Consider the following 23504-nt stretch of genomic DNA (forward strand, 5'->3'; position numbering starts at 1 on the left):
GAAAAGAAAATACAAAGCAGGCTATATCTACAAAGAAAAAAGTAATGCTATTCAATAAAAAAGACTACCCTTGTACAAGTATTCTGTACGTTAAAGGTAGTCTTTTTATTGAATATAAATTAATGAAGATGAGATCAATAGATCAATCTGGATTTTTGGCAGGCATAGATGGATCATCTTTATCATTGGATAATCCTGTCACATGTAGTATACGGAAAAATAGACTGAGTAGAATACCGACAATCGTCGCAAGCGCCATTCCTTTTAACTCCACAGAACCGAATTTTAAAGTCGCTCCGCTTAGACCTGTGATCAGTACCATTGTGGTAAGTAGCATATTCTGTGCTTTAGAGTAATCGACTTTTTGTTCGACCAGAATCCGCAGACCTGACGCGGCAATCACTCCGAATAAAAGAAGAGATACACCGCCCATAACAGGTTGAGGAATCGCAGAGATAGCTCCTGTAAATGTACCTGAGAACGAAAGGACGATAGCAAATAAAGCAGCTCCTGCAATCACATAGATAGAATACACTTTTGTTAATGCCATTACACCGATATTTTCACCGTATGTTGTATTGGGTGTGGAACCGACAAAGCCAGACAATATCGTTGAAATACCGTTTCCTAATAGAGAGCGATGAAGCCCAGGATCTTTGGATAAGTTTTTGCCTACAATATTACTTGTTACAAGCAAGTGACCTACGTGTTCAACAATAACGACCAAAGCGACAGGAATAATCGTCAAAATGACAGACCAGTTAAAAGAAGGTGTAACGACCTGTGGCAGTTGAATAAAGCTTGCTTCCTGAATTTTGGTTGTATCGACTAGACCCATTGGAAAAGCAAGTCCATAGCCGACTGCAATACCAATCAGAATATGTATGATTTTGGGGAATCCACGAAAAGTCACAGCACCGAGTAGCGTGACGCCAAGCGTGATTAACGATAGCGTAATGACTTTCATATCAGGAGCCCATGTACTTGTGTCTGCACCTGAAGGAGCGATAAATCCAGCCATCTGTGCAGCGACAGGAATCAGTTCAAGTCCGATCAGAGCGACAATAGCACCCATCGCTGCTGGAGGGAAGACGATATCTAACCAACCTGTACCTGCATATTTTACAATAAGAGCCACTAGAGCGAAGATAACACCTGTTACAATAAAAGCACCTAACGCAAGTGAGTAACCGTTCTCATCAAAACCGTATTTGGTTAATACAAGCGTTACCGGTGCGATAAATGCAAAGCTAGAACCAAGGTATGCAGGAATTTTGCCCCGACAAATCCAGATATAAAGCAGGGTACCTATACCATTCATCAACAAAATCATACCTGGATCGACATGGAACAGATTAGGAACAAGTACTGTACTTCCGAACATAGCAAAAAGATGCTGTAAGCTTAACAGCAATCCTTGAAATAAAGGAAGTTTCTCATTCACTTGAATTTCACGCTGCACGTTATTCACTCCTTCTGATCAAATAGTATTCTCTACATTAACAACAATTGTCTTCTGCAACGATCAAACGCATATCTTTAATAGCTTAATGAGTTTGCATGTTTTTTTCAATAACGTTTTTCAGAAAAGCATGATAATCTTCATAAACCATTCATCCAGAATGGTTGACGCGGATACGTGCAAGAGGCATAATTATAGGAAATCCCCTTTTCGGAACCTGATGCCACACAGATATGGGCAGGTTCCATTTTGATATGTATTTTTGGTAAATACTGAAAACTTAAAAAAAGATGTGAAAACAGGTGATATTCTTTCGTTTCTCAAAAAGGATTCACAATGTTTATTTATAAATAGAAAGGATACGACAACGATTCTATGGGCATAGAGCGATTACTTGAAAAGGCGTCCGCCTACATTAAAGAAAAGGATCTTCACCGCATACGGGAAGCCTATGAGTTTGCTGATCAAGCCCATCACGGCCAGGTGCGGAAGTCAGGAGAACCTTATATTTTGCATCCTTTGGCGGTTGCAGATATTGTTGTTGGTATGGAAATGGATACCATTTCCATTATTGCTGCACTTCTGCATGATGTTGTTGAAGATACCACCGTATCCCTTGATGAAATTCGCACCCGGTTTGGCGATAATTGTGCCATGCTGGTTGATGGTCTAACCAAGTTAGAACGAATTAAATTCCGTTCCAAAGAAGAACAACAAAATGAGAATTATCGCAAAATGTTTATTGCGATGGCGCAAGATATTCGCGTTATTGTGATCAAGCTAGCTGACCGTCTGCATAATATGCGCACACTGAAATACCAGTCCGAAGAAAGTCAGCGCCGTATTGCTTATGAAACACTTGAAATTTTCTGTCCTGTAGCTCATCGTCTCGGTATATCGGCGATCAAATGGGAAATGGAAGATATTGCTCTTCGTTATTTGAATCCGCAACAGTATTATCGTATTGCGAATTTGATGCACAAAAAGCGTGCAGAACGTGAACAATATATTGATAATGTGATTGGACGTATCAATGAAAAGCTATCTGAAATGGGTGTAGAAGCTGATCTTTCAGGTAGACCTAAGCATATCTATAGTGTGTATCAAAAAATGACGATGAAAAACAAGCAATTTAATGAAATTTACGATCTATTGGCGATCCGTATTATTGTAGATAATATCAAAGATTGTTATGCCACTTTGGGTATTATTCATACGTTATGGAAACCGATGCCAGGTCGATTCAAAGATTATATTGCAATGCCTAAAACGAATATGTATCAGTCTTTGCATACGACAGTGGTAGGTCCAAATGGCGAACCGACAGAAGTACAGATTCGTACATGGGATATGCACCGTACTGCTGAATTTGGTATCGCGGCTCACTGGGCGTATAAAGAAGGTACAACCGGAACAATCGAAAATAAAGTTCCTTTTTTCAAAGAGATTCTGGAATTGCAGCATGAAGCTAAAGATGCCTCTGAATTTGTAGAATCACTCAAAATGGACTTTTTCTCTGATTTGGTATTTGTTTTCACACCAAAAGGAGAAGTTATTGAATTACCTATCGGATCTGTACCGCTTGATTTTGCTTATCGTATTCATACAGAAGTGGGTAACCGGACGATTGGTGCTAAAGTAAATGGTCGCATTGTACCGCTGGATCATCGTTTGAAAACAGGCGATATTATTGAGATTTTGACTTCTAAACATTCCTACGGTCCAAGTCAAGATTGGCTCAAAATTGCTCAATCTTCGCATGCGCGTAGTAAAATTAAGCAGTGGTTCAAAAAAGAAAAACGTGAAGAGAATGTAGAAAAAGGTCGCGAAGCTTTAGAACGTGAAATCAAACGTCTAAATCTGGAACCTTCAGTCTGGTTAACAGATGATAAATTAGTCGAAGTCGGTAAAAAGTTTGCTTTTCATGACAGCGAAGATATGTTATCTGCTATTGGATTTGGAGGCATTACAGCGGCTCAAGTCTGTACACGTTTAACCGAGAAATTGCGTAAAGAACAAGAAGAATCGGCGATTATTGAACTGAGTGAACAGGTAAAAGAAGTCAAAACAGCGCCAGAAGAAAAACGTCCACGTCCAACTAATGGCGTAAGCGTCAAAGGAATCGATAATCTATTAGTACGGTTTGCTCGTTGTTGTAATCCTGTACCAGGTGATGATATTGTCGGCTATGTGACACGCGGACGCGGTGTATCGATTCATCGTAGCGATTGTACCAATGTGCCTGATGTGAGTGACAACAGTGAAGCCGCTCGTATTATTGAAGTGGGCTGGGAAAATGCTGTTGAATCTAACTATAGTGTGGATATTGAGATTACAGGACATGATCGTCGTGGACTGCTCAATGAAGTATTGCAGACTGTCGCAGAAAGCAAAACGAATATTTCAGCGGTATCTGGACGTTCCGATAAAAACAAAATGGCTATGATTCATATGACAATTTTGATTCGGAATACAGATCATTTGCAATCGGTAGTCGATAAGATCAAACGTATTCAAGATGTATATACCGTTCATCGGATTATGCAATAATATAAATTAATCGTAATACCAATTGAAAAGAAGCTAATCTCCTTCACCGGAATCGTTAGCTTCTTTTCTTTATAGAAAGGCAGGATTTAGACTTATGAGAGTGATTGTTCAGCGTTGTAAACAAGCTTCAGTTACCGTAAATGAAGAAATTGTCGGGCAAATTGACAAAGGATTAATGGTATTAGTGGGAGTTACTCATCAGGATACGGTTGAAGATGCCAAGTATCTTGCAGGTAAAGTAGCAGGAATTCGTATTTTCGAAGATGAGAATGGAAAGATGAATCTAGGTTTACAGGAGATCGGTGGTCAGGTACTGTCAGTATCCCAGTTTACCTTGTATGGAGATTGTCGCAAAGGTAAGCGTCCGGGATTCAGCGATGCTGCTCGTCCTGAAGTGGCTACACCTGTATATGAAGCATTTAATAGTGCTTTGCGGGAGTTAGGGCTTGTGGTTGAAACAGGAATCTTCGGCGCAGATATGGATGTGTCTCTGACGAACTGGGGACCTGTCACACTGATTATTGATAGCCCCACTAAAAACAATTAATGGATAGACAAACCATATAGGTGATGAATAAAAGGGCATTCTTTTGTAAAGAAGAATGCTCTTTTTGTTATTTATTTATCAATTAGATGATGGATTGTGGTAGAAGAGCAAAAGAAAAGGGTAATAAGAAAGCGAGAACAATTACAGTATTCTACTGTATAGACAACTAGATAGCATCACGAAAGGAGAACTATTCCCATGAGTAAAGTAGCATTCTTATTAGCAGACCAATTTGAAGATTCCGAAATGCAGGTGCCTTATGACGAGCTGAAAAAAGCGGGTCATGATGTTGATATCATCGGTCTCCAAAAAGGAGAAACGGTGAAAGGTAAAAACGGCAAAGAAGAATACACAATCGAAAAAGCAATCAGTGAAGTTAACGCTGCTGATTATGATGGAGTCGTGATCCCTGGTGGTTCTTCACCGGAAGGTTTACGTTTGGATCAAGATATTCTGAAATTTGTAACGGAAGTGAATACAGCGAAAAAACCAATTGCTGCGATTTGCCACGGTCCACAAATTTTAGCAAGTGCTAATTTGCTTCAAGGACGTACCATTACTTCATTCCCTCCTCTCAAAGACGATATGGTCAATGCAGGAGCAACTTTTGAAGATGGCGAAGCGATTGTAGATGGTAATTTTATTACTTCTCGTACACCTAAAGATGAGCCAGCCTTTGTACGTGAAATTTTAAAAGCATTGTAAGTAGAACGTACCACGAAAAGATTTCTTTTCTTAAAATAGTATGTCCGTACCATGTATTTAAAATACAGCAAGGAGGTAATGATAATGACTAAACATATTCAAGCTTATTTTCAAACAGAAGATCAAGCAGAGGGTGCTAGAACAAGTCTGCAAACGTTCAATGTAAAACAACTTGAGGTGGGACGTTTACCTCACCAAATTAGTCAAAGTGGTAAAGTATTAGTACCGCTCGTTCCGATTGCTACAAATACAGGCGGCGCTGTAGGTACAGCAGGGGCTCCATCTGGAGCAGGTCCAGGAGGCATTGTCGCTCCAACAGCTATTATTGAGAATCGTGAAGATCGTGAAGATGTTGATCGCGAAGATTCACCTCGTAGTGATGACGATGCAGCTTACAGTGCAAGCAATGCTACAGACAAAGATTATGATGATCTGAAATATGTATTGTCTGCTTCTGTGATGGAAGCTGATGTAGAACAAGTTGTTCAAGCATTGCGTACAAACAATGCGTTTGTAGAAATTTTAGATTAATATTTATTTTTAAAGTAGATATATAGTTTAAAAGGTGTTACAGGTGAAGAATGTTCATCTGTAGCACTTTTTTTATGGAATATAATGATCAAAGTTTACCTATTGTAATGAAACTGTAATATAGGAAACATCTTCTCTTAACAATCACCATCTATAATGTACCTATGACCCCCTTTTTAACATACTATGTTGGCCTACAGCCCGTTGCTGTAGGTTATTTTTTTGTCTATAACGATAGAGTCTTTTTGCAAAGGATATTTTTATTAAGTTAAAGTGTTGACTTTAGTGCAGTGGTTCATTACAATCGTTAAATATAACATGATTCTGACTATAAGCTTTGTAGATGACAGTTGGAACGATAGAATATAAGATTATGAGATTATGAGATCAACGTAATCTTTAAATATACGAATTTGTAGACGGGAAAAGTAACTTAGATCGATACAGTATCGATGATCGATAAAGAGAGGAATTCCATGGCTGGAAGAATTCCCTGTATTCCTTTGTGAAAAGACCTCCCCGAGAACATGATGTGAAAGATAGAAAAGTGAGAACGTGTAGCTGTAAATTGATATTTACAGTATAACTAATCCTTTTGGAATCCAAGTAACTTCATGCGTAGTCAGCGGGCGTTAACCGCTAATGAAGCGAGTGCAATGGTTGTATTCTAAATAAAGCGGTTATCGTTTGATTTAGAACGTTGTATTCGAAATGTGGGTGGTACCACGGGTGAATGGAATAATCCAATCCCTCGTCCCTGTTTTTAATAAACAGAGGCGTGGGATTTTTTTGTGTCATTTAGCAAGAGAATAGAGAATGATTTGAATCAAGGAGGAATACGAAATGGCTTTTCAAAAACCGACAGGTACACAAGATTTTTTACCTGGTAAAGTAGAAAAATGGCAATATGTCGAACAACAAGCACGCGATCTATGTAGACGTTACAACTATCGCGAGATACGTACACCATTATTTGAATCGACAGAATTGTTCCAACGTGGTGTAGGAGAAACAACGGATGTTGTACAAAAAGAAATGTACACGTTTGAAGATAAAGGTGGCAGAAGTATGACGCTACGTCCTGAAGGGACAGCTGGTGTTGTACGCGCATATGCTGAAAATAAATTGTATGGCGAGCCTGATGTCAGCAAATTATATTATATGGGTCCTATGTTCCGTTATGAGCGTCCGCAAGCAGGACGTTATCGTCAATTTCATCAGTTCGGTATCGAAGCTTTCGGTTCGATTGATCCAGCAATTGATGCAGAAGTGATTGCACTCGGCTTAGAATTTTTTAGAGAATTAGGATTAAAAGGGGTTACTGTTGAAGTGAACTCTGTGGGTACCGCAGAGACAAGAGCGAACTACAATGAGACTTTGCTTGGATTCTTACGTCCTATGCGAGATACGTTGTGCAAAGATTGTCAAAATCGAATGGAACGAAATCCGATGCGTGTCTTGGATTGCAAAATCGATCATGACAAATTCGTCGATGCACCTTCAATTCTAGATAGCTTGGACGAAGAAAGTACCGCTTATTTTGCCAAAGTAAAAGAGTATTTGGAAATTATGGATGTAGCGTATACGATCAATCCTCGTCTTGTACGTGGTCTGGATTATTACGCACATACTGCTTTTGAATATAAAGCTCAAGGTATTGGAGCGATTGATACTGTTGGCGGCGGAGGACGCTATACCAAGTTAGTCTCTGAAGTCGGTGGACCGGATCAACCAGGAATCGGCTTTGGTATTGGGATGGAACGTCTGCAATTGTTATTGGAAGATCAAGAAGTCGATATTCCAGCGATTCAGCCACTCGATGTATATTTGCTAGCACTCGGTGAAGCGGCAGAAGTAGAAGTCGTGAAGCAATTATTCAAATTACGTAAATTAGGTTTTTCCGCAGAACGAGATTATCTAGGACGTAAAATGAAAGCTCAGATGAAATCAGCTGATCGCTTTAAAGCACGGTATACAGCGATTCTCGGTGAAGATGAATTGCTACGTGGTGAAATTGCTCTAAAACGTATGGATACCGGTGAACAGCAAACTGTCAAAATGGACGAGTTAGCAGATCACTTGAAATAAATATAGTTTTACTTGTGCAATACAAGGTTAGACCATCAACTCAATTTGAAGGAGAATGAATAATTTATGTTAAGGACTCATAACTGTGGACAACTAACAACTGCCAATATTGGCGAAACGATCACTTTGAATGGCTGGGTACAGACTCGTCGTGACTTGGGTGGCGTACTATTTATCGATCTACGTGACCGTACAGGGATTGTACAAGTTGTATTCAACCCTGCATACTCTGGCGATGCTCTACAAATCGCAGACCGTGTTCGTAGTGAATATGTATTAGCTGTTAAAGGCGAAGTGGTATTACGTGAAGATGAGACGATCAACAAAAACTTGCCAACAGGTGAGATTGAAGTACGCATTACTGAAATTGAAGTATTGAATGCAGCCAAAACGCCTCCATTCTTTATCGAAGATGGGATCGAAGTCGACGAATCCGTTCGTTTGAAATATCGTTACTTGGACTTGCGTCGTCCTGAAATGCAAAAAACATTGATGTTGCGTTCTAAAGCAGCTAAAATTTTCCGTGATTTCTTAGATGGTGAAGGCTTTATTGATGTAGAAACACCAATTTTGACAAAGAGTTCACCAGAAGGTGCACGTGATTATCTTGTACCTAGCCGTGTCCATGCAGGCGAATTTTTCGCATTGCCACAATCACCACAGATTTACAAACAATTATTGATGGTGAGTGGATTGGAACGTTATTACCAGATCGCTCGTTGTTTCCGTGATGAAGATTTGCGTTCAGACCGTCAACCGGAATTTACACAGGTCGATATTGAGACTTCTTTCTTAACACAGGACAACTTGCTTGATATGATGGAACAATTAATGGTGAAATTATTTAAAGAAACGGTCAATGTAGATATCCCTACTCCATTCCAACGCATTACACATGCTGACGCCATGGATAAATACGGTTCAGATAAACCAGATCTTCGCTTTGGATTAGAATTGGTTAATGTGAGTGATATTGTAGCTGCAAGTGGTGTTAAAGTATTTGCTTCTGTGATTGAAAAAGGCGGAGAAGTGAAGTGCTTAAACGCTAAAGGTTGTGGCACATGGACTCGTAAAGAAATCGATAGCTTAGAGCCATATGCAGCACGTTATGGCGCTAAAGGTCTAGCTTGGATTCAAGTGAAAGAAGGCGAGCTTAAAGGACCTATCGTTAAATTCTTCAATGAGCAAGAATTAGAGCAAATCAAAGCAGCAGTAGGCGCAGAAGAGGGCGACTTATTGTTATTCTCTGCGGATACTAAAAAAGTCGTTGCTGATGTATTGGGTGCATTGCGTCTGAAAATCGGAAGCGATCTAGGTCTGATTGATGAGAAAGCATTCAAATTTGTATGGGTGGTAGACTTCCCATTACTTGGTTACGATGAAGATGCGAAACGTTATGTTGCAGAACATCATCCGTTCACACGTCCTCGTGAAGAAGATGTACATTTGTTCGATACAGATCCAGGTCAAATTCGTGCTCAAGCCTACGATATCGTATTGAATGGTTATGAAGTCGGTGGCGGTTCAATGCGTATTTACAAACGTGATGTACAAGAAAAAATGTTCGCAGCATTGGGTCTTCCAGAAGAAGAATCTCGTGATAAATTCGGTTACTTGATGGATGCATTCGAATACGGAACACCTCCACACGGTGGTATTGCATTTGGATTTGACCGTCTAGTGATGTTGCTAGCAGGACGTACAAACTTGCGTGAAACGATCGCATTCCCGAAAACAGCCAATGCTACAGATCTATTGATGAATGCACCATCTGAAGTCGATACTTCTCAACTTCAACAATTGCATATCAAATTGGCTAAAAAACCGGGCGATGACAAAAAACAAGAAAATAAATAAAATCATTTAAAATATTCTGGGCAATGCCATATAAAGGTATTTTAAATATGCTTGCTCAGAATACTTTTGTTATATAGCTCTTAGAACGTACAATACATTAGAGCTATTTATATGAAGTTCAGTCTTCCACTCATGAAGAAAGGAGTGAATATTGATGTTAAACCAATTTTCACGTACAGAACTTGCTTTTGGCTCAGAAGGTATGGAAGTGATGAAAAATAGTACTGTCGCTGTGTTAGGTATTGGTGGAGTCGGCGGAATTGCTGTGGAAGCCCTCGCACGTACAGGTATCGGACGTATTATTTTGATCGACAAAGATACGGTTGATATTACTAACATCAATCGCCAAATTCATGCGCTAACGACTACGGTTGGACAAAAGAAAGCGGATCTAATGGTGGATCGTGTCAAATTGATTAATCCTGAATGTGACGCAATCGCACTAAACATGTTCTATACCGAAGAAACGTACGAAGAATTGTTTAAATATGATCTCGATTATGTAATCGATGCTTCAGACACGATCATTTATAAAATCCATTTGATCAAACAATGCCTAGAACGCAAAATCCCTGTCATTTCGAGTATGGGTGCAGCTAACAAAATGGACCCGAGTCAATTTCAGGTAGCCGATATTTCGCAGACCAAAATGGACCCGATTGCACGTATCGTTCGTACCAAATTACGTCAAGAAGGCATCAAAAAAGGCGTGAAAGTCGTATTTTCTACCGAAAAACCGATGAAACCACGTCAGGATATTACGGACAAAATCGTGCCTGAAAATGCACCGGAAATCCGTAAAGCTAAACAACCACCAGCAAGTAATGCTTTCGTACCCCCTGTAGCAGGACTCATCATGGTCAGCGTCACTGTCCGCGATCTGCTTGAAAAGAATGGTATCGAACTCTAAAATACAATGCTAAGTAAGTTTTCATAAGAAAGAGCATGCTATCTTCCAAAGATACATGCTCTTTTCTTATCATTCTTTTCAAAGATAATCGGTATAAGCAATTAATAATTTACGATGTTGCTATTGCTAACGTAAAATAATCTTCATTCCAACGTAGCGTAAGAAATGGATATGTTCTGAAAGTCGCCTTTGAAGTGGAATCCCGACTGCTATGCAGTCTAATCAAGGGATTACATTTCACCAACGACGGCAAGAACAAAGCCTTTTCTGAAGTGAATGATGCAAAAATAATAATAAATAAACAACTCATAACTTACTCTATTTCAAAGTAAGTCCTACTTATCCCGCCAAAAAGAACTAGTTTTTTCAAAATGCTTGTGGTATATTAAAAATCCTTTGTTAATGGTAAAACTATAAACATAAGCGCAGACTGACCTGAAAATAGTACACATGACACCATATTCGCTTTGCAAAAAGTGATCATGAGAAGTGTACCTTTTTACTGTTACGTTTGCGTTTTGTTTTTTTGCGTGCTTAACAAAGAGATCATAAGTAGATTTCTTAGGAGGTAACTGAAATTGGAGGACAACTTTCAAAGTGCCTATCAAGAAGAGCAAGACAAGTTGCAACAAACGGTTGTTGAGATCGATGAACAACTCGAGCGTTTAAGCCAGATGCCTGTCTATACCGGTCATGATTTTACCGAGCAGATTTTGGAATCAGGTCGTGAACAGCAACGTCAATCTCTTTCGAAAAGCGCACAAGCACCGTATTTTGGTCGACTCGATTTTGCAGAAGGAGAAGAAGGAGCGCGTCAACCGCTGTATATTGGCAAGATTGGCGTAGGTAAGTCTGAAGTGGATGATCAGCCATTAGTGATTGATTGGCGAGCACCGGTTGCCAGTTTGTTTTACTCATTTACAGGCGGAGATGAAGCAGCAGTCTATGAAGCTCCAGAAGGATTCATTCAAGGATTAGTCTATCTGAAACGCAATATTGTGATTCATCAACGGATGTTAGAACGTCTAGCAGATACGTATGATCGTGAAAGTACAGAACCTGCGGTCACTGATGAATTTCTGGTGTATCGTCTGGGCGAAAATAAAGATAATAAATTGCGTGATATTGTATCTACGATTCAAGCCGAGCAAGATCGGATTATCCGTGCCGCTAAAAATACAGCACTGGTGATTCAAGGAGTAGCCGGTAGTGGGAAAACAACCGTTGCTCTGCATCGATTAGCTTTTTTACTGTATCAATATCAAGAGCAAGTATCTGCCGATAAAATGATTATTTTTGCACCTAACCATATGTTTTTAGACTACATTTCAGAAGTGTTACCTGAACTGGGTGTAGGTGATATTCAACAAAGTACATTCAGTGACTGGGCGCAACAGATTCTTAAAAGTGATATCCGTCTTGTTCCTCAATCAGAGACGTATGATTACTGGTTTGAAAATACCGATCGTCCAGCTGTAACCGATCATACCCCTTCTCGTTATAAAGGATCGCTTGTATTTATGCAGTTGATTCGTCAGTATATCGAAGTGCTTGAGCAGACAGCAGTTCCTGATATGGACTTTAATCCATGGGACGGAGCGATTTTGCCACAAGATGAGATATTGGAATGGTTCAATAATGAATACAAACACTATCCATTAGCGAAGCGTAAAGAGCGAGTGATGGCACGTGTTCACCGCTGGGTAGAAATGCAGTTAAAAATAGCGCCTTCCGAAGCTATCCGTAAAGAGCGTAAGAAAAAAGCGGCTCAACGTGAAAAAGCATACTTAAATAAATGGCCGAAATACGAGCCGTTAACATTATATAAACAACTATTTAAAGCAATTAAAAGTAATAGTCTCACTGAAAATCTGCAACCGATCTGGGAACAGATTCCGACTGATGTTATCAAAATTATCTCCAGTGAATTGAAAAAAGATCGTATTCGTGAAGATGATCTGCCAGCGCTGGTATATATCCATACGCTACTTCATGAGATGGAAGCCGAACATCGCTTTGACCATGTGGTGATGGATGAAGCGCAAGACTTTTCGCCTTTCCATGTGTCTTTATTAGATCATTATGTACGGGGTAGTTCATTTACGATACTGGGTGATTTGTCGCAGGGGATTCATGCGTATCGGGGAGTACACCAATGGGAAGAAATAAGCAGTTTATTTGCTTCGGAGCAGACCGATTACTTCCCATTAACTCGAAGTTATCGTTCAACGATGGAAATTATCGAATTTGCAAATATTATTTTGGATAAAGGTGTACAAAATGGTATCACCGCTGTACCTGTATTCCGTAGTGGTGATCCGGTACAGATGATTCCTTGTCTTCCGGATTCACGTATAGAGACGATTAAGTCACACTGGCAACAATTGCAAGCTAAAGAGTACCGTACAACTGCTATTCTGACACGTACTCTGCATGAAGCGATAGCGCTACATCAACAACTGACTGAACAAGGGATAGATATCCATTTAATTGATGGAGGCAAAGCTGCTTATCAAGGTGGACATTCGATTCTACCTGTGTATTTGTCTAAAGGGTTAGAATTTGATGCAGTGATCGTCACTGATGTAGATACGGATCATTATCGTAATGATGATTGGGATGCCAAATTATTGTATGTTGGATGTACGCGTGCACTGCACGAATTGTGGATTATGCATGGCCAACAAGTACCTGATTATATTAGTAGATAACAATAATTAAAATGTAGTGTGGAGTAAGGATACTCATTCTATACAATCAAGTCAAAATGCTAAAAAGAGAGTACCGTACACAGTGAATCTGTATATGGACTCTCTTTCTGCTTTTTGTGCAAAATAATGTTAAAATAAAGAGACGGTCTTTCGCCCAATTTAGGATTTGATAACTAAAATAGAGGTATCTTCAAGGGCTTTGAGAGAATGAAATTCATCAGGTTCCATAATCAAAACTTCATTAGGAGAAAGTATAATTTCTTGGTCTGATACGGTAAAAGCTACTTTTCCAATTTTGACCACAATGAAGACATGCTTAGGGCTTTTGTGAGTTGGAATTTCTTGATTCGCACTTAATTGTAAATGAACAATCTGACGTGCTTCGGTATTGTAGATCGAAGTTAGTTTTTTATCCTGTTGTGGTATTACTGTATCTAATAAAATGGTTTGCATACTATCGTCTCCTTCAAGTGTTTAGCATAAGGCAATTATTAGGGTTGTTGTTAACCTGCTTTTACTATAGATCGAAATCAGAATCATCTAGGTGATTACAGTCACTACAAATGTGACAGTATAAATGAGTCAGTATAGATAGGATGTGAACGTATGGATTTATTTTCTTATGAAGACAGTGGCAATGGTTCTGGATCAGAGAGTATGGGTGTACTGGCAGATCGGATGCGTCCACAGTCGCTCGATGAATATATAGGGCAAGAACAGATTGTCGGTCAGGGTAAATTACTACGACGGGCGATTGAAGCAGATCAAGTATCATCGATCTTATTATACGGCCCACCAGGGTGTGGCAAAACGACATTAGCACACATTATTTCAAAGCATACACAAGCTGAATTTGTACGACTAAATGCTGTAGAAGCCACAGTTAAAGAAGTGCGTGAAGTGATCGAACGGGCACAGACGAATAAGTCGTTATACGGTACCAAAACGATTCTTTTTCTAGATGAAGTCCATCGGTTTAATAGCTCTCGTCAAGATGCACTATTACCTGCTGTAGAAAAAGGAACAATTATTTTTATAGGGGCTACCACTGAAAATCCTTTTCATTATGTGAATGGCGCTTTGATGAGTCGCTCGACTCTTTTTCAATTAGAGTCATTGAATCAAGAACATTCGATGATTGCAATGAAGCGTGCATTGAGCGATTCACAGCGTGGACTTGGATTTATGCAATTACAAGTGGATGAAGAAGCATTACAACATATCGCTTCTATGGCTAATGGAGATATTCGGCGAGCACTTAATGCGTTAGAACTGGCTGCTGTGACTACACCACCAGACAGTGAAGGCAATATTCATGTGACTTTAGAAGTAGCAGAAGAATCGATTCGTCGTCCGATTGTAAGGGCAGATGAGTCGACTCAATATGATGTATTGTCTGCTTTTCACAAAAGTATACGGGGCTCCAGTGATGCTGCTCTATTCTGGTTCTTATATGCAGTTGAAAAGTTAGGGATGGACCCGATGACTTTCCTAAGACGCTTAATCGCTGCCAGTAGTGAAGATATCGGACTGGCTAACCCACAGGCGATGATTCAATCACTAGGCGCATTAGATGCGTATCGTACAAATGGATGGCCTGAGGCGAAGCTCAATATTGCGCAAGCGATTCTATTTGCTGTCGAAAGTCCGAAGTCTAATGCTGTCTATACTGCCGTTTCCAGTGCAATGTCGGCTATTGATGAGATCAAGTCTGCTGAAGTTCCTTTGCATTTACGAGATACTCATTACAAAGGATCAGCACAGTTGGGGCATGAAGGATATAAGTATCCGCATAACTTCCCGAATCATTTTGTCAAACAAGAGTATTTGCCGAAAGGGATTTCTCGTAAAGTGTTTTATCAAGCGACAGAACAGGGCAATGAATCGAAGATCAAGCTCAATCAAGAACGCAGACGAGGATTATAATATGCCATTCTTTACAAACTAATAGGCATACGTTATATTAAAATCAATAAAATCGGCGATGGAGTTCGCCATTGACTGCTGATTTCAGCTAATGACTCCTACTTGTTTAAGCGCAGGATTGCTGTGTCTTGATCGAGTAGGAGTTATTTTTATGTAAAGGAAAGGGGATCATAAATATGTATTATGTCTGGGTCGCTCTATTTGGCGTGTTGGGAGCATTATGTCGTTATCTAACAGGAGTATGGATTGTAAGCCCTGGCTTTCCAATGGCGACATTGATCATTAATATTGTGGGATGTTTTCTGTTAGCGATAGTGATGAAGTACTTGGCGGAACTTCCTTATATCTCAAAAACGATAATTACAGCGCTTGGTACCGGATTTGTAGGTTCATTTACTACCTTTTCAACATTTAGTGTGGAAAGTATTCAACTGATCGAAAAACACTGGTACGGTACAGCAATACTTTATATCGGAGCCAGTCTTATCGGTGGATTGTTATCTTCGCGCTTCGGATTCTATGTGAGCGAACAATGGTTGAATAGAAGGAGGAATCGTCATGCTCATTAATATGCTGTTGGTATCAGTAGGAGCGGTATTTGGCGTGTTGACTCGCTTATTATTATCCAACTGGATGAAAACCAAGTGGCCGATGCAATTTCCTTTAGCGACGCTATGTATTAATATCAGCGGTTCTTTTTTGTTAGGATTATTATTCGCTTCAGGGTTAAATAGTCATTTTCAATTATTGATTGGTACTGGTTTTATGGGCAGTTATACTACGTTCTCAACATTTAAGTTAGAAAATATTGAATTACATTTGAAAAAAAAGTATCGCATCTTCTGGAGCTATATCGGTGCTTCCTATGTACTGGGCATAGGATTTGCTGCATTGGGGCTATGGATAGGAAATACGTATTTATAAGTTTGTGATTAAAAAGTATGAGAAACAGCAAAGAGTTACTGATAACGATCATCAGTAACTCTTTGCTGTTATTACATATTTAACTTAGTTTCTATAACAATTACACAACGGCTTCGTAAGCAACTTTTTCAACGACATCAATTGTACCGCCACCTAGACAAAGTTCTCCATCATAGAAAACAACTGCTTGTCCTGGGGTGATTGCTTTTTGTGGCTCATCAAATTGCACATGGACATTGCCATCAGCTTGCCATGTCAACGTCACACCTTGATCCGGTTGACGGTAACGGAACTTCGCTACGCAATGAAGAGTTGAACCCACTGCATGTTCAGAACCATCAATCCAGTTCATCACAGATGCTACAAGACCAGTCGAATACAGACTTGGATGTTGATCACCTTGTACAACATACAAAATGTTTTGATCCAAATCTTTGTCAGCGACAAACCACGGATTCCCATTTCCTGAACCGCCAATTCCCAATCCTTGACGTTGTCCAAGAGTGTAATACATCAATCCATCATGATCGCCTTTGACTTCACCTGTTGCAATATCAATCATTTTGCCCGATTTCGCAGGTAAGTATCCACTTAAAAATTCACGGAAATTACGTTCACCGATAAAGCATACGCCAGTGCTATCTTTTTTCTTCGCTGTATATAGACCTGCTTCTTCTGCAATACGGCGAACTTCTGGTTTCGGCAAATGACCGATCGGGAACATCGTTTTGGATAATTGTTTTTGATTCAATGCATTCAGGAAATACGTTTGATCTTTGCCATTATCAATACCGCGTAGCAACTGGAATACACCGTCTTTTTCAACAACACGTGCATAATGACCTGTAGCGACATAATCAGCACCTAGATCCATCGCTTTGTTCAAAAATTCACCGAACTTGATTTCACGGTTACACATCACGTCTGGATTCGGTGTGCGTCCACGTTTGTATTCGTCTAAGAAATACGTAAATACTTTATCAAAGTATTCTTTTTCAAAATTCACTGTATAGTAAGGAATACCGATCTGTTCACAGACCCGGCGCACATCCTCTGAATCTTCTTCTGCTGTACAATGACCGAATTCATCGGTATCATCCCAGTTTTTCATAAAAATTCCGATCACATCATAACCTTGTTGTTTGAGTAGCAACGCGGTCACTGAGGAATCGACTCCGCCGGACATACCGACAACGACACGAGTGTCTGATTTTGCTTTTTCCATTTGTACTCACCACTTTATATAAGATGAGATGATTCTGTATTATTTGCTAAATGGATCATATTCTGTACCCAATAATAAGAATTCATCTGTAAAAGGTATATCTAACCGACAGCAATAATTCATTGTACCATTTTCTTGCAAGATCGCGTGGAGAAAAGCACGAATAATTTCCCATAAAGCCTGTATATATGTTACGATAGGTCACAAGAATGATCGGAATACAGTGAATTATCGAAATTTTACGATACGTGCAACTATTAATAATAATTGAGGTTGTTCAATAAATCAACGATTTATCATTGTTTTTGCCAAATTTAAGTGAGGTGCCCTATATGAAGATATCAACTAAAGGACGTTACGGTCTAACAATCATGATGGAATTGTCTTCCCGCTTTGGTGAAGGTCCTACATCACTCAAAAGTATTGCAGAAAAAAATCAACTATCTGAACACTATTTGGAGCAGTTAATCGCTCCACTTCGTAATGCCGGATTAGTAAAAAGTATCCGCGGAGCGTATGGCGGTTATATTTTATCACGTGAACCGGAGACGATTACAGCAGGCGAAGTTATTCGTGTACTCGAAGGTCCCATTTCCGTTGTTGATTTTACCGATGAAGATGTAGCTGCTAAGCGTCATCTATGGATGCAGATTCGTGATGCCATCGCTCAAGTCATTGATTCAACAACACTTAAAGATCTGATCACGTACCGTGAGCAAGGTCAAGAAGACAATTATATGTTTTATATCTAAATTCGATATAGACAACAAGACGGAAGGGAATCCGCAGGTACATGGCTGCTCCCTTCCGTTTTTTGCTGTCTTTGTACGTGTATTTTATTTTCCGATACAGAAAGGTGAATTGATATGAAAGCTATTTATTTAGACCATGCAGCTTCTACTCCGATCCATCCACAAGTGGCTGAACGTATGTTACAGGTAATGACCCATACCCACGGTAATGCTTCAAGTGTGCATGCTTTCGGACGTTCTGCCAAAAAAGTAGTCAGTGGAGCCAGAGACCAAATCGCTAAAGATCTAGGTTGTCGTCCAGATGAATTGGTATTTACCGCAGGAGGAACTGAAAGTGATAATCTCGCTTTATTTGGGGTTGCTGAATCCTTAAGTCATAAAGGCAAACATATCATCACATCACAGATTGAACACCATGCGGTACTTCATGCTTGTGAAGCGTTAGAACAGCGTGGTTATGAAGTAACTTATTTGCCTGTTAATGCTCATGGATTAGTTTCTATAGAAGAAGTAGAAGCGGCTATTCGCCCGAATACGATATTGATCAGTATTATGTTCGGTAACAATGAAGTAGGAACCATTCAGCCGATTACAGAGATTGGACAATTAGCACGTGCCAAAAATATTATTTTTCATACCGATGCTGTTCAAGCACTAGGTGCTATTCCTTTGAACTGTCATGAGTTACCTGTAGATTTAATTAGCTTTTCTTCTCACAAAATCAATGGTCCACAAGGGATCGGTGCACTATATATACGTCATGGAGTCAAAGTAGAACCTGTATTGTACGGCGGTCTACAAGAACGCAAGCGTCGTGCAGGAACGGAGAATTTAGCGGGTATTGCAGGCTTTGCACAAGCGGTAGAACTTGCTGTACAAGGACTATCTGAGCGCATCAACCATCTGGAATCATTACGTGCATACATGTTAGAAGAATTAGAACAACAAGTCGGTACCGAAGGGTATGTTGTCAATACACCTATCGATCAATCGCTACCTCATATTCTGAATATTAGCTTTCCCGGCGTGAAAAGTGAAACGATGTTAATGAATCTCGATATGGAAAATATTGCAGCTGCCAGTGGATCAGCATGTACTTCAGGTTCACTCGAATTGTCACATGTTCTTCAAGCAATGAAAATTCCTGAAAATCTCTTGAATTCGGCGATTCGCTTTAGCTTTGGGATGGGTAATACTAGGGAAGAAATAGCATATGCTACACAAAAGATTGCAACTATTTTAAAGCGTATACGTAGTAGAAATTAGGGCTCCCCTGTGTGGTGAATAATAAGGGAGGGAAGATGATCATATGACGCCAACAGCCGGGCAAGAAAGAAATGATTTTCTTCCTGCGCAATCTATGCGATGAGGAGGTCCTGAGCGTTATGAAGATGCAGGGAATGATTGGACTTGCTGTATTTGATATTGAAGATGGCAAGCAACTTGGTAAAATTCATGACTTTATATTAAGCGAAGACTGGTCGGTTCAAGGTTTTGAACTGGAAGGTAAAAGCTTTTTCTCATTACAAGTGCGTACTATACTATGGGAAGATATTGTATCCTATGGAGAAGACGCTATTATGATTCGCAATCAACAGGCAGTCCGCCAGATCGCGGCTGACGATATTAAACATACATTTTTGATCGGTCAAAACAAAATTAAAGATATGCCTCTGCTTACCAGTGATGGAGCAATGTTAGGCTATGTGTCTGATGTTTATTTTGATCATGAGTTGGGTAAAAGCATTACCGGGATTGAAATCAGTGATGGCTTTATCTCGGATATGATAGGCGGAAGAAAGTGGCTTCCAGTAAGTGGACAAGTTGCTTTTGGTGAAAGCGCCATTATGGTGCCGATTGAAAGTAATGAACGCCTACAGGAATGTCATTAAACTTGGAGACGGATAGGGTGAGCGCTGAATGAAATGTCCAAATTGTAGTTCAAAAGATATTGGTAAAATTGGTTCCCATCAATTTTATTGCTGGGGTTGCTTTATTGAGTTAACTGTTAATGGCGGTAAAATGTCTGTGTATCAAGTCGAAGAAGACGGCACACTGAGTTCATTAGACGATTTGTTTGTCGAAGAACCTGTAGCTATGTATACACAAGCTTGAGCCTTTTTAGAAACGTGAACGATGTATAGAGTGGCGAATATCGGCTGTTCCGACAGCGCGATACAATTCTTATCTTATACATACTACGTGTATCAGCGCTATTTTAAAAACCCCGTCTTGTATTGCACATCTGTAGAGGTGGCGATAGAAGTCGGGGCTTTTAAGCATGATGGATGCGATTGACAGACGTATGGGCGCTAGATATACTGATATAGTTGTTAAAGAACCGTGAAATTTCGGAACATGAACGTTAGATGAGCCGAAATAAAGGAGATCCAGGCATACATCTTTTGTTACACAGGTAATTGAAGTGATGACCGAACCCTACATAGTGTTAATCGGATGTATTCAGCGGTTAAGAGTCACTTATTCAAGAGACCTATATACAATAAAAGAGCGGTTGCAGGGAATATTGTTAGATATACACCAGAACACCGCCCCTGATTTTGCGCAGGGCGCTTTTTTTTTACCGACTTGTCAGCGATACAGGTTGGATAGATTACTGGATCACCAAGAAATTGATGTTTAACTATTCTGAGGAGGCTCATTACTTATGAAAGCAAGTGAAATTCGTTCCAAATGGCTCGCTTTTTTCGAAAGCAAAGGACACAATGTTGAGCCAAGCGCTCCGTTAGTTCCTCATAATGATCCATCTCTATTGTGGATTAATGCAGGGATGGCTCCACTCAAAGCTTATTTTGATGGACGCGAAAAACCTGAAAATCCACGTATTACGAATTCGCAGAAATGTATTCGTACCAATGATATTGAAAATGTAGGAAAAACACGTCGTCACCATACGTTTTTTGAAATGCTAGGAAACTTCTCGATCGGTGACTATTTCAAAGAAGAAGCGATCACATGGGCTTGGGAATTTTTGACGGGCAAAGAGTGGATTGGATTTGATCCAGAACGTTTATCTGTAACGGTATATCCAGAAGACGAAGAAGCTTTCAAATTGTGGAACGAGAAAATCGGTCTACCTGCTGAACGTATTATTCGTTTGGAAGAAAATTTCTGGGATATCGGTGAAGGTCCTTGTGGACCTTGTAGTGAGATCTTCTATGATCGTGGAGATGCTTATGGCGCTCTTGATCCGAATGATCCTGAAATGTATCCAGGTGGAGAAAATGAACGTTTCCTGGAAGTATGGAACCTTGTATTCTCTCAATTTAATCATAACAAAGATGGTAGCTACACACCGCTACCGAACAAAAACATAGATACAGGTGCAGGGTTAGAGCGTTTTGCTTCGATTTTGCAAGAAGTGGATTCTAACTTTGATACTGACTTGTTCCAACCGATTATTCAACAAGCCGCTCAAATTGCGGGTGTAACGTATAAACAAAATGAAGAAACCGATGTAGCGTTGAAAGTCATTGCTGACCATATTCGTACGGTTGCTTTTGCAGCAGCAGATGGCGTATTGCCTTCGAACGAAGGACGCGGTTATGTTATCCGTCGATTGTTACGTCGTGCAGTGCGTTATGGTAAAGTGATCGGTCTGGATAAACCGTTCTTGTTCAGCTTAACCGGTATTGTAGGCGAGATTATGGGCGTCTATTATCCAGAAGTAGTATCCAAGCGTGAATTTATCGAGAAAATTATTCGTACAGAAGAAGAGCGTTTCCATGAGACATTATCCGATGGTTTGAATATTTTGGCTGATCTGAGTACACAAGCGAAGCAAAATGGACAAACAGCGATCAGTGGCGCAGAAGCGTTTAAATTGTATGATACGTATGGTTTCCCGTTTGATTTGACAGAAGACTATGCAGCTGAAAATGGATTGACTGTAGATCGTGCAGGCTTCGATACAGCGATGCAAGAGCAACGTGATCGCGCTCGTGCAGCTCGTCAAGATAGCGGTAGTATGAAAGTACAAGGTGGCGTATTGTCTGATTTTGAAGGCAAAAGTGAATTTATCGGTTATGAGCAGTTAACCGTACAAGCTACTGTAGTCGCATTGATTCAAGAAGAAGCTTCGGTCGACCGTGTCGGTGAAGGTCAACAGTGTCAGGTGATTCTAGATGTGACTCCTTTCTATGCTGAAAGTGGTGGTCAGATCAGTGACGTAGGACGTTTGAGCAACGATACTGTAGAAGCTTCTGTTGAAGGATTGTTCAAAGCTCCACGCGGACAATTTGTGCATATCGTAACGGTAAGTTCGGGTGAACTTCATATCGGTGATGTGGTTACAGCAGAAGTAGATGCACCAAATCGTAACGATATTATCAAAAACCATACCGCGACTCATTTACTTCATCAAGCACTTAAAGATGTATTGGGTACACATGTTAATCAGGCAGGTTCACTGGTTGAAGCAGAGCGTTTACGTTTTGACTTTTCTCACTTCGGTAGTATCACACCGGAAGAACTGGCAGATATCGAACGTCGTGTGAATCAGGAAATCTGGAAAGGTCTTGATGTCGAGATCGAGTACAAAGGTATTGACGAAGCTAAAGCGATGGGTGCTATGGCATTATTTGGCGAGAAATATGGCGATATCGTACGTGTTGTACAGATTGGCGATTACAGTATTGAGCTATGTGGTGGTTGTCATGTCGATAACACAGCACGTATTGGATTGTTCAAATTAGTATCTGAAAGTGGTATCGGTTCGGGTGTACGCCGTATCGAAGCTGTTACAGGACGCCTAGCTTACATGTTCTTGGATAGCCAATTGGATATTCTAAAGCAAGCTGCGGTACAATTGAAATCAAATGTACATGATGTGCCTAAACGCATCGAGTCATTGAACCAACAACTTCGCGATCTAGGTCGTGATAATGAATCTCTACAAAGTAAATTAAGCTTGATCGAAGCAGGTCAATTAACAGACAAAGTAGAAATGATTGGTTCTACACCATTGTTGGCTGTATCTGTCCATGTTCCAAGTATGGATGCTTTACGTGGTCTAGCAGACGAATTGAAAGGCAAATTGCCTGAAGCAGTGCTTGTATTAGGAGCTGCTCAAGACGATAAAGTAAACTTTGTAGTCGTTGTTCCGAAATCAGGTATTGAGCGTGGACTTCATGCTGGTAAATTGGTTAAAGAAGTCGCTGCTATCTGTGGTGGTGGCGGTGGTGGTCGTCCAGATATGGCACAAGCCGGCGGTAAAGATGCTTCCAAATTAGCTGAAGCTCTTGAAGCAGCCAAACAACATGTAGCATCCATCTAAGTGATATCAGTATCAGATAA

19 protein-coding genes and 1 riboswitch are annotated in these 23504 nt (G+C 40.1%); of the genes, 16 read left to right on the forward strand and 3 right to left on the reverse strand.

Annotated features, from left to right (window positions below; genetic code table 11):
* Window positions 1-142: 142 nt before the first annotated feature.
* Window positions 143-1462 carry a uracil permease gene (gene uraA, locus RCP16_RS02055; RefSeq protein ID WP_308641530.1) on the reverse strand — a complete coding sequence of 440 codons (1320 nt, stop codon included), beginning with the start codon at window positions 1460-1462 and terminating at the stop codon, window positions 143-145.
* A gap of 375 nt (window positions 1463-1837) precedes the next feature.
* Here uraA and RCP16_RS02060 point away from each other — a divergent pair, with 375 nt between their 5' ends.
* From RCP16_RS02060 to RCP16_RS02095, 8 genes are all read left to right on the forward strand, one after another.
* Window positions 1838-4012: a RelA/SpoT family protein gene (locus RCP16_RS02060; protein ID WP_069329170.1), complete on the forward strand. Its 2175-nt coding sequence runs from the start codon at window positions 1838-1840 to the stop codon at window positions 4010-4012.
* 94 nt (window positions 4013-4106) lie between these two features.
* On the forward strand, window positions 4107-4559 hold the full coding sequence (gene dtd / locus RCP16_RS02065; RefSeq protein ID WP_308641531.1) for a D-aminoacyl-tRNA deacylase: 453 nt from the start codon (window positions 4107-4109) through the stop codon (window positions 4557-4559).
* A gap of 198 nt (window positions 4560-4757) precedes the next feature.
* Window positions 4758-5264, forward strand: a complete 507-nt coding sequence (locus RCP16_RS02070; protein ID WP_069329172.1) for a type 1 glutamine amidotransferase domain-containing protein — start codon at window positions 4758-4760, stop codon at window positions 5262-5264.
* 84 nt (window positions 5265-5348) lie between these two features.
* Window positions 5349-5795: a hypothetical protein gene (locus RCP16_RS02075; RefSeq protein ID WP_137223278.1), complete on the forward strand. Its 447-nt coding sequence runs from the start codon at window positions 5349-5351 to the stop codon at window positions 5793-5795.
* A gap of 843 nt (window positions 5796-6638) precedes the next feature.
* The gene (gene hisS, locus RCP16_RS02080) at window positions 6639-7883 is read left to right on the forward strand and encodes a histidine--tRNA ligase (protein WP_069329174.1); all 1245 of its coding nucleotides are present in this window, start codon (window positions 6639-6641) and stop codon (window positions 7881-7883) included.
* Between the two features lie 66 nt (window positions 7884-7949).
* The gene (gene aspS / locus RCP16_RS02085) at window positions 7950-9740 is read left to right on the forward strand and encodes an aspartate--tRNA ligase (RefSeq protein WP_273594594.1); all 1791 of its coding nucleotides are present in this window, start codon (window positions 7950-7952) and stop codon (window positions 9738-9740) included.
* A gap of 154 nt (window positions 9741-9894) precedes the next feature.
* Window positions 9895-10650, forward strand: coding sequence for a tRNA threonylcarbamoyladenosine dehydratase (locus RCP16_RS02090; RefSeq protein ID WP_069329176.1), 756 nt, complete (start codon window positions 9895-9897; stop codon window positions 10648-10650).
* A gap of 578 nt (window positions 10651-11228) precedes the next feature.
* Window positions 11229-13361 carry a HelD family protein gene (locus RCP16_RS02095; RefSeq protein WP_308641532.1) on the forward strand — a complete coding sequence of 711 codons (2133 nt, stop codon included), beginning with the start codon at window positions 11229-11231 and terminating at the stop codon, window positions 13359-13361.
* A 159-nt stretch (window positions 13362-13520) separates the two neighbouring features.
* Here RCP16_RS02095 and RCP16_RS02100 read toward each other — a convergent pair whose 3' ends face one another.
* Window positions 13521-13814, reverse strand: coding sequence for a cupin domain-containing protein (locus tag RCP16_RS02100; RefSeq protein ID WP_308641533.1), 294 nt, complete (start codon window positions 13812-13814; stop codon window positions 13521-13523).
* A 153-nt stretch (window positions 13815-13967) separates the two neighbouring features.
* On the opposite strand from RCP16_RS02100, the gene RCP16_RS02105 reads away from it, so the two are divergent.
* The 3 genes from RCP16_RS02105 to crcB (RCP16_RS02115) all read left to right on the forward strand — a co-directional run bounded on the left by RCP16_RS02105 (window position 13968) and on the right by crcB (RCP16_RS02115) (window position 16211).
* Complete coding sequence (locus RCP16_RS02105) at window positions 13968-15287, forward strand: replication-associated recombination protein A (protein WP_308641534.1); 1320 nt, start codon at window positions 13968-13970, stop codon at window positions 15285-15287.
* A gap of 45 nt (window positions 15288-15332) precedes the next feature.
* A riboswitch (Fluoride riboswitch) is annotated at window positions 15333-15395 on the forward strand.
* 68 nt (window positions 15396-15463) lie between these two features.
* On the forward strand, window positions 15464-15856 hold the full coding sequence (gene crcB / locus RCP16_RS02110; RefSeq protein ID WP_308641535.1) for a fluoride efflux transporter CrcB: 393 nt from the start codon (window positions 15464-15466) through the stop codon (window positions 15854-15856).
* On the forward strand, window positions 15846-16211 hold the full coding sequence (gene crcB / locus RCP16_RS02115) for a fluoride efflux transporter CrcB (protein ID WP_069329181.1): 366 nt from the start codon (window positions 15846-15848) through the stop codon (window positions 16209-16211). Before crcB (RCP16_RS02110) ends, crcB (RCP16_RS02115) begins: the two co-directional genes overlap by 11 nt.
* Window positions 16212-16311: 100 nt before the next feature.
* On the opposite strand, the gene mnmA is transcribed toward crcB (RCP16_RS02115), so the two are convergent.
* A complete protein-coding gene (gene mnmA, locus RCP16_RS02120; protein WP_308641536.1) occupies window positions 16312-17436 on the reverse strand; it encodes a tRNA 2-thiouridine(34) synthase MnmA in 1125 nt (374 codons plus the stop codon).
* Between the two features lie 332 nt (window positions 17437-17768).
* Between mnmA and cymR the strand changes: the two genes are divergently transcribed.
* From cymR to alaS, 5 genes are all read left to right on the forward strand, one after another.
* Window positions 17769-18188: a cysteine metabolism transcriptional regulator CymR gene (gene cymR / locus RCP16_RS02125; protein ID WP_069329183.1), complete on the forward strand. Its 420-nt coding sequence runs from the start codon at window positions 17769-17771 to the stop codon at window positions 18186-18188.
* A 114-nt stretch (window positions 18189-18302) separates the two neighbouring features.
* The gene (locus RCP16_RS02130) at window positions 18303-19454 is read left to right on the forward strand and encodes a cysteine desulfurase family protein (protein WP_308641537.1); all 1152 of its coding nucleotides are present in this window, start codon (window positions 18303-18305) and stop codon (window positions 19452-19454) included.
* 119 nt (window positions 19455-19573) lie between these two features.
* Window positions 19574-20080 (forward strand): PRC-barrel domain-containing protein, encoded by a 507-nt coding sequence (locus tag RCP16_RS02135; protein WP_137223292.1) that lies wholly within the window; start codon window positions 19574-19576, stop codon window positions 20078-20080.
* 28 nt (window positions 20081-20108) lie between these two features.
* Window positions 20109-20303, forward strand: a complete 195-nt coding sequence (locus tag RCP16_RS02140) for a YrzR-like zinc ribbon domain (RefSeq protein WP_069329186.1) — start codon at window positions 20109-20111, stop codon at window positions 20301-20303.
* A 553-nt stretch (window positions 20304-20856) separates the two neighbouring features.
* Window positions 20857-23484, forward strand: coding sequence for an alanine--tRNA ligase (gene alaS / locus RCP16_RS02145; RefSeq protein WP_273594590.1), 2628 nt, complete (start codon window positions 20857-20859; stop codon window positions 23482-23484).
* Window positions 23485-23504: the final 20 nt, after the last annotated feature.

The sequence above is a fragment of the Paenibacillus nuruki genome (genome assembly GCF_963311185.1).
Taxonomy (GTDB): Bacteria; Bacillota; Bacilli; order Paenibacillales; family Paenibacillaceae; genus Saccharibacillus; species Saccharibacillus nuruki.

What these genes read in the sequence shown, in the direction of transcription:
- RCP16_RS02060 (WP_069329170.1), top strand. Translation starts at nt 1,838, where the DNA reads ATGGGCATAGAGCGATTACTTGAAAAGGCGTCCGCCTACATTAAAGAA.
- dtd (WP_308641531.1), top strand. Translation starts at nt 4,107, where the DNA reads ATGAGAGTGATTGTTCAGCGTTGTAAACAAGCTTCAGTTACCGTAAAT.
- RCP16_RS02070 (WP_069329172.1), top strand. Translation starts at nt 4,758, where the DNA reads ATGAGTAAAGTAGCATTCTTATTAGCAGACCAATTTGAAGATTCCGAA.
- RCP16_RS02075 (WP_137223278.1), top strand. Translation starts at nt 5,349, where the DNA reads ATGACTAAACATATTCAAGCTTATTTTCAAACAGAAGATCAAGCAGAG.
- hisS (WP_069329174.1), top strand. Translation starts at nt 6,639, where the DNA reads ATGGCTTTTCAAAAACCGACAGGTACACAAGATTTTTTACCTGGTAAA.
- aspS (WP_273594594.1), top strand. Translation starts at nt 7,950, where the DNA reads ATGTTAAGGACTCATAACTGTGGACAACTAACAACTGCCAATATTGGC.
- RCP16_RS02090 (WP_069329176.1), top strand. Translation starts at nt 9,895, where the DNA reads ATGTTAAACCAATTTTCACGTACAGAACTTGCTTTTGGCTCAGAAGGT.
- RCP16_RS02100 (WP_308641533.1), bottom strand. Translation starts at nt 13,814, where the DNA reads ATGCAAACCATTTTATTAGATACAGTAATACCACAACAGGATAAAAAA.
- RCP16_RS02105 (WP_308641534.1), top strand. Translation starts at nt 13,968, where the DNA reads ATGGATTTATTTTCTTATGAAGACAGTGGCAATGGTTCTGGATCAGAG.
- crcB (WP_308641535.1), top strand. Translation starts at nt 15,464, where the DNA reads ATGTATTATGTCTGGGTCGCTCTATTTGGCGTGTTGGGAGCATTATGT.
- crcB (WP_069329181.1), top strand. Translation starts at nt 15,846, where the DNA reads ATGCTCATTAATATGCTGTTGGTATCAGTAGGAGCGGTATTTGGCGTG.
- mnmA (WP_308641536.1), bottom strand. Translation starts at nt 17,436, where the DNA reads ATGGAAAAAGCAAAATCAGACACTCGTGTCGTTGTCGGTATGTCCGGC.
- cymR (WP_069329183.1), top strand. Translation starts at nt 17,769, where the DNA reads ATGAAGATATCAACTAAAGGACGTTACGGTCTAACAATCATGATGGAA.
- RCP16_RS02130 (WP_308641537.1), top strand. Translation starts at nt 18,303, where the DNA reads ATGAAAGCTATTTATTTAGACCATGCAGCTTCTACTCCGATCCATCCA.
- RCP16_RS02135 (WP_137223292.1), top strand. Translation starts at nt 19,574, where the DNA reads ATGAAGATGCAGGGAATGATTGGACTTGCTGTATTTGATATTGAAGAT.
- RCP16_RS02140 (WP_069329186.1), top strand. Translation starts at nt 20,109, where the DNA reads ATGAAATGTCCAAATTGTAGTTCAAAAGATATTGGTAAAATTGGTTCC.
- alaS (WP_273594590.1), top strand. Translation starts at nt 20,857, where the DNA reads ATGAAAGCAAGTGAAATTCGTTCCAAATGGCTCGCTTTTTTCGAAAGC.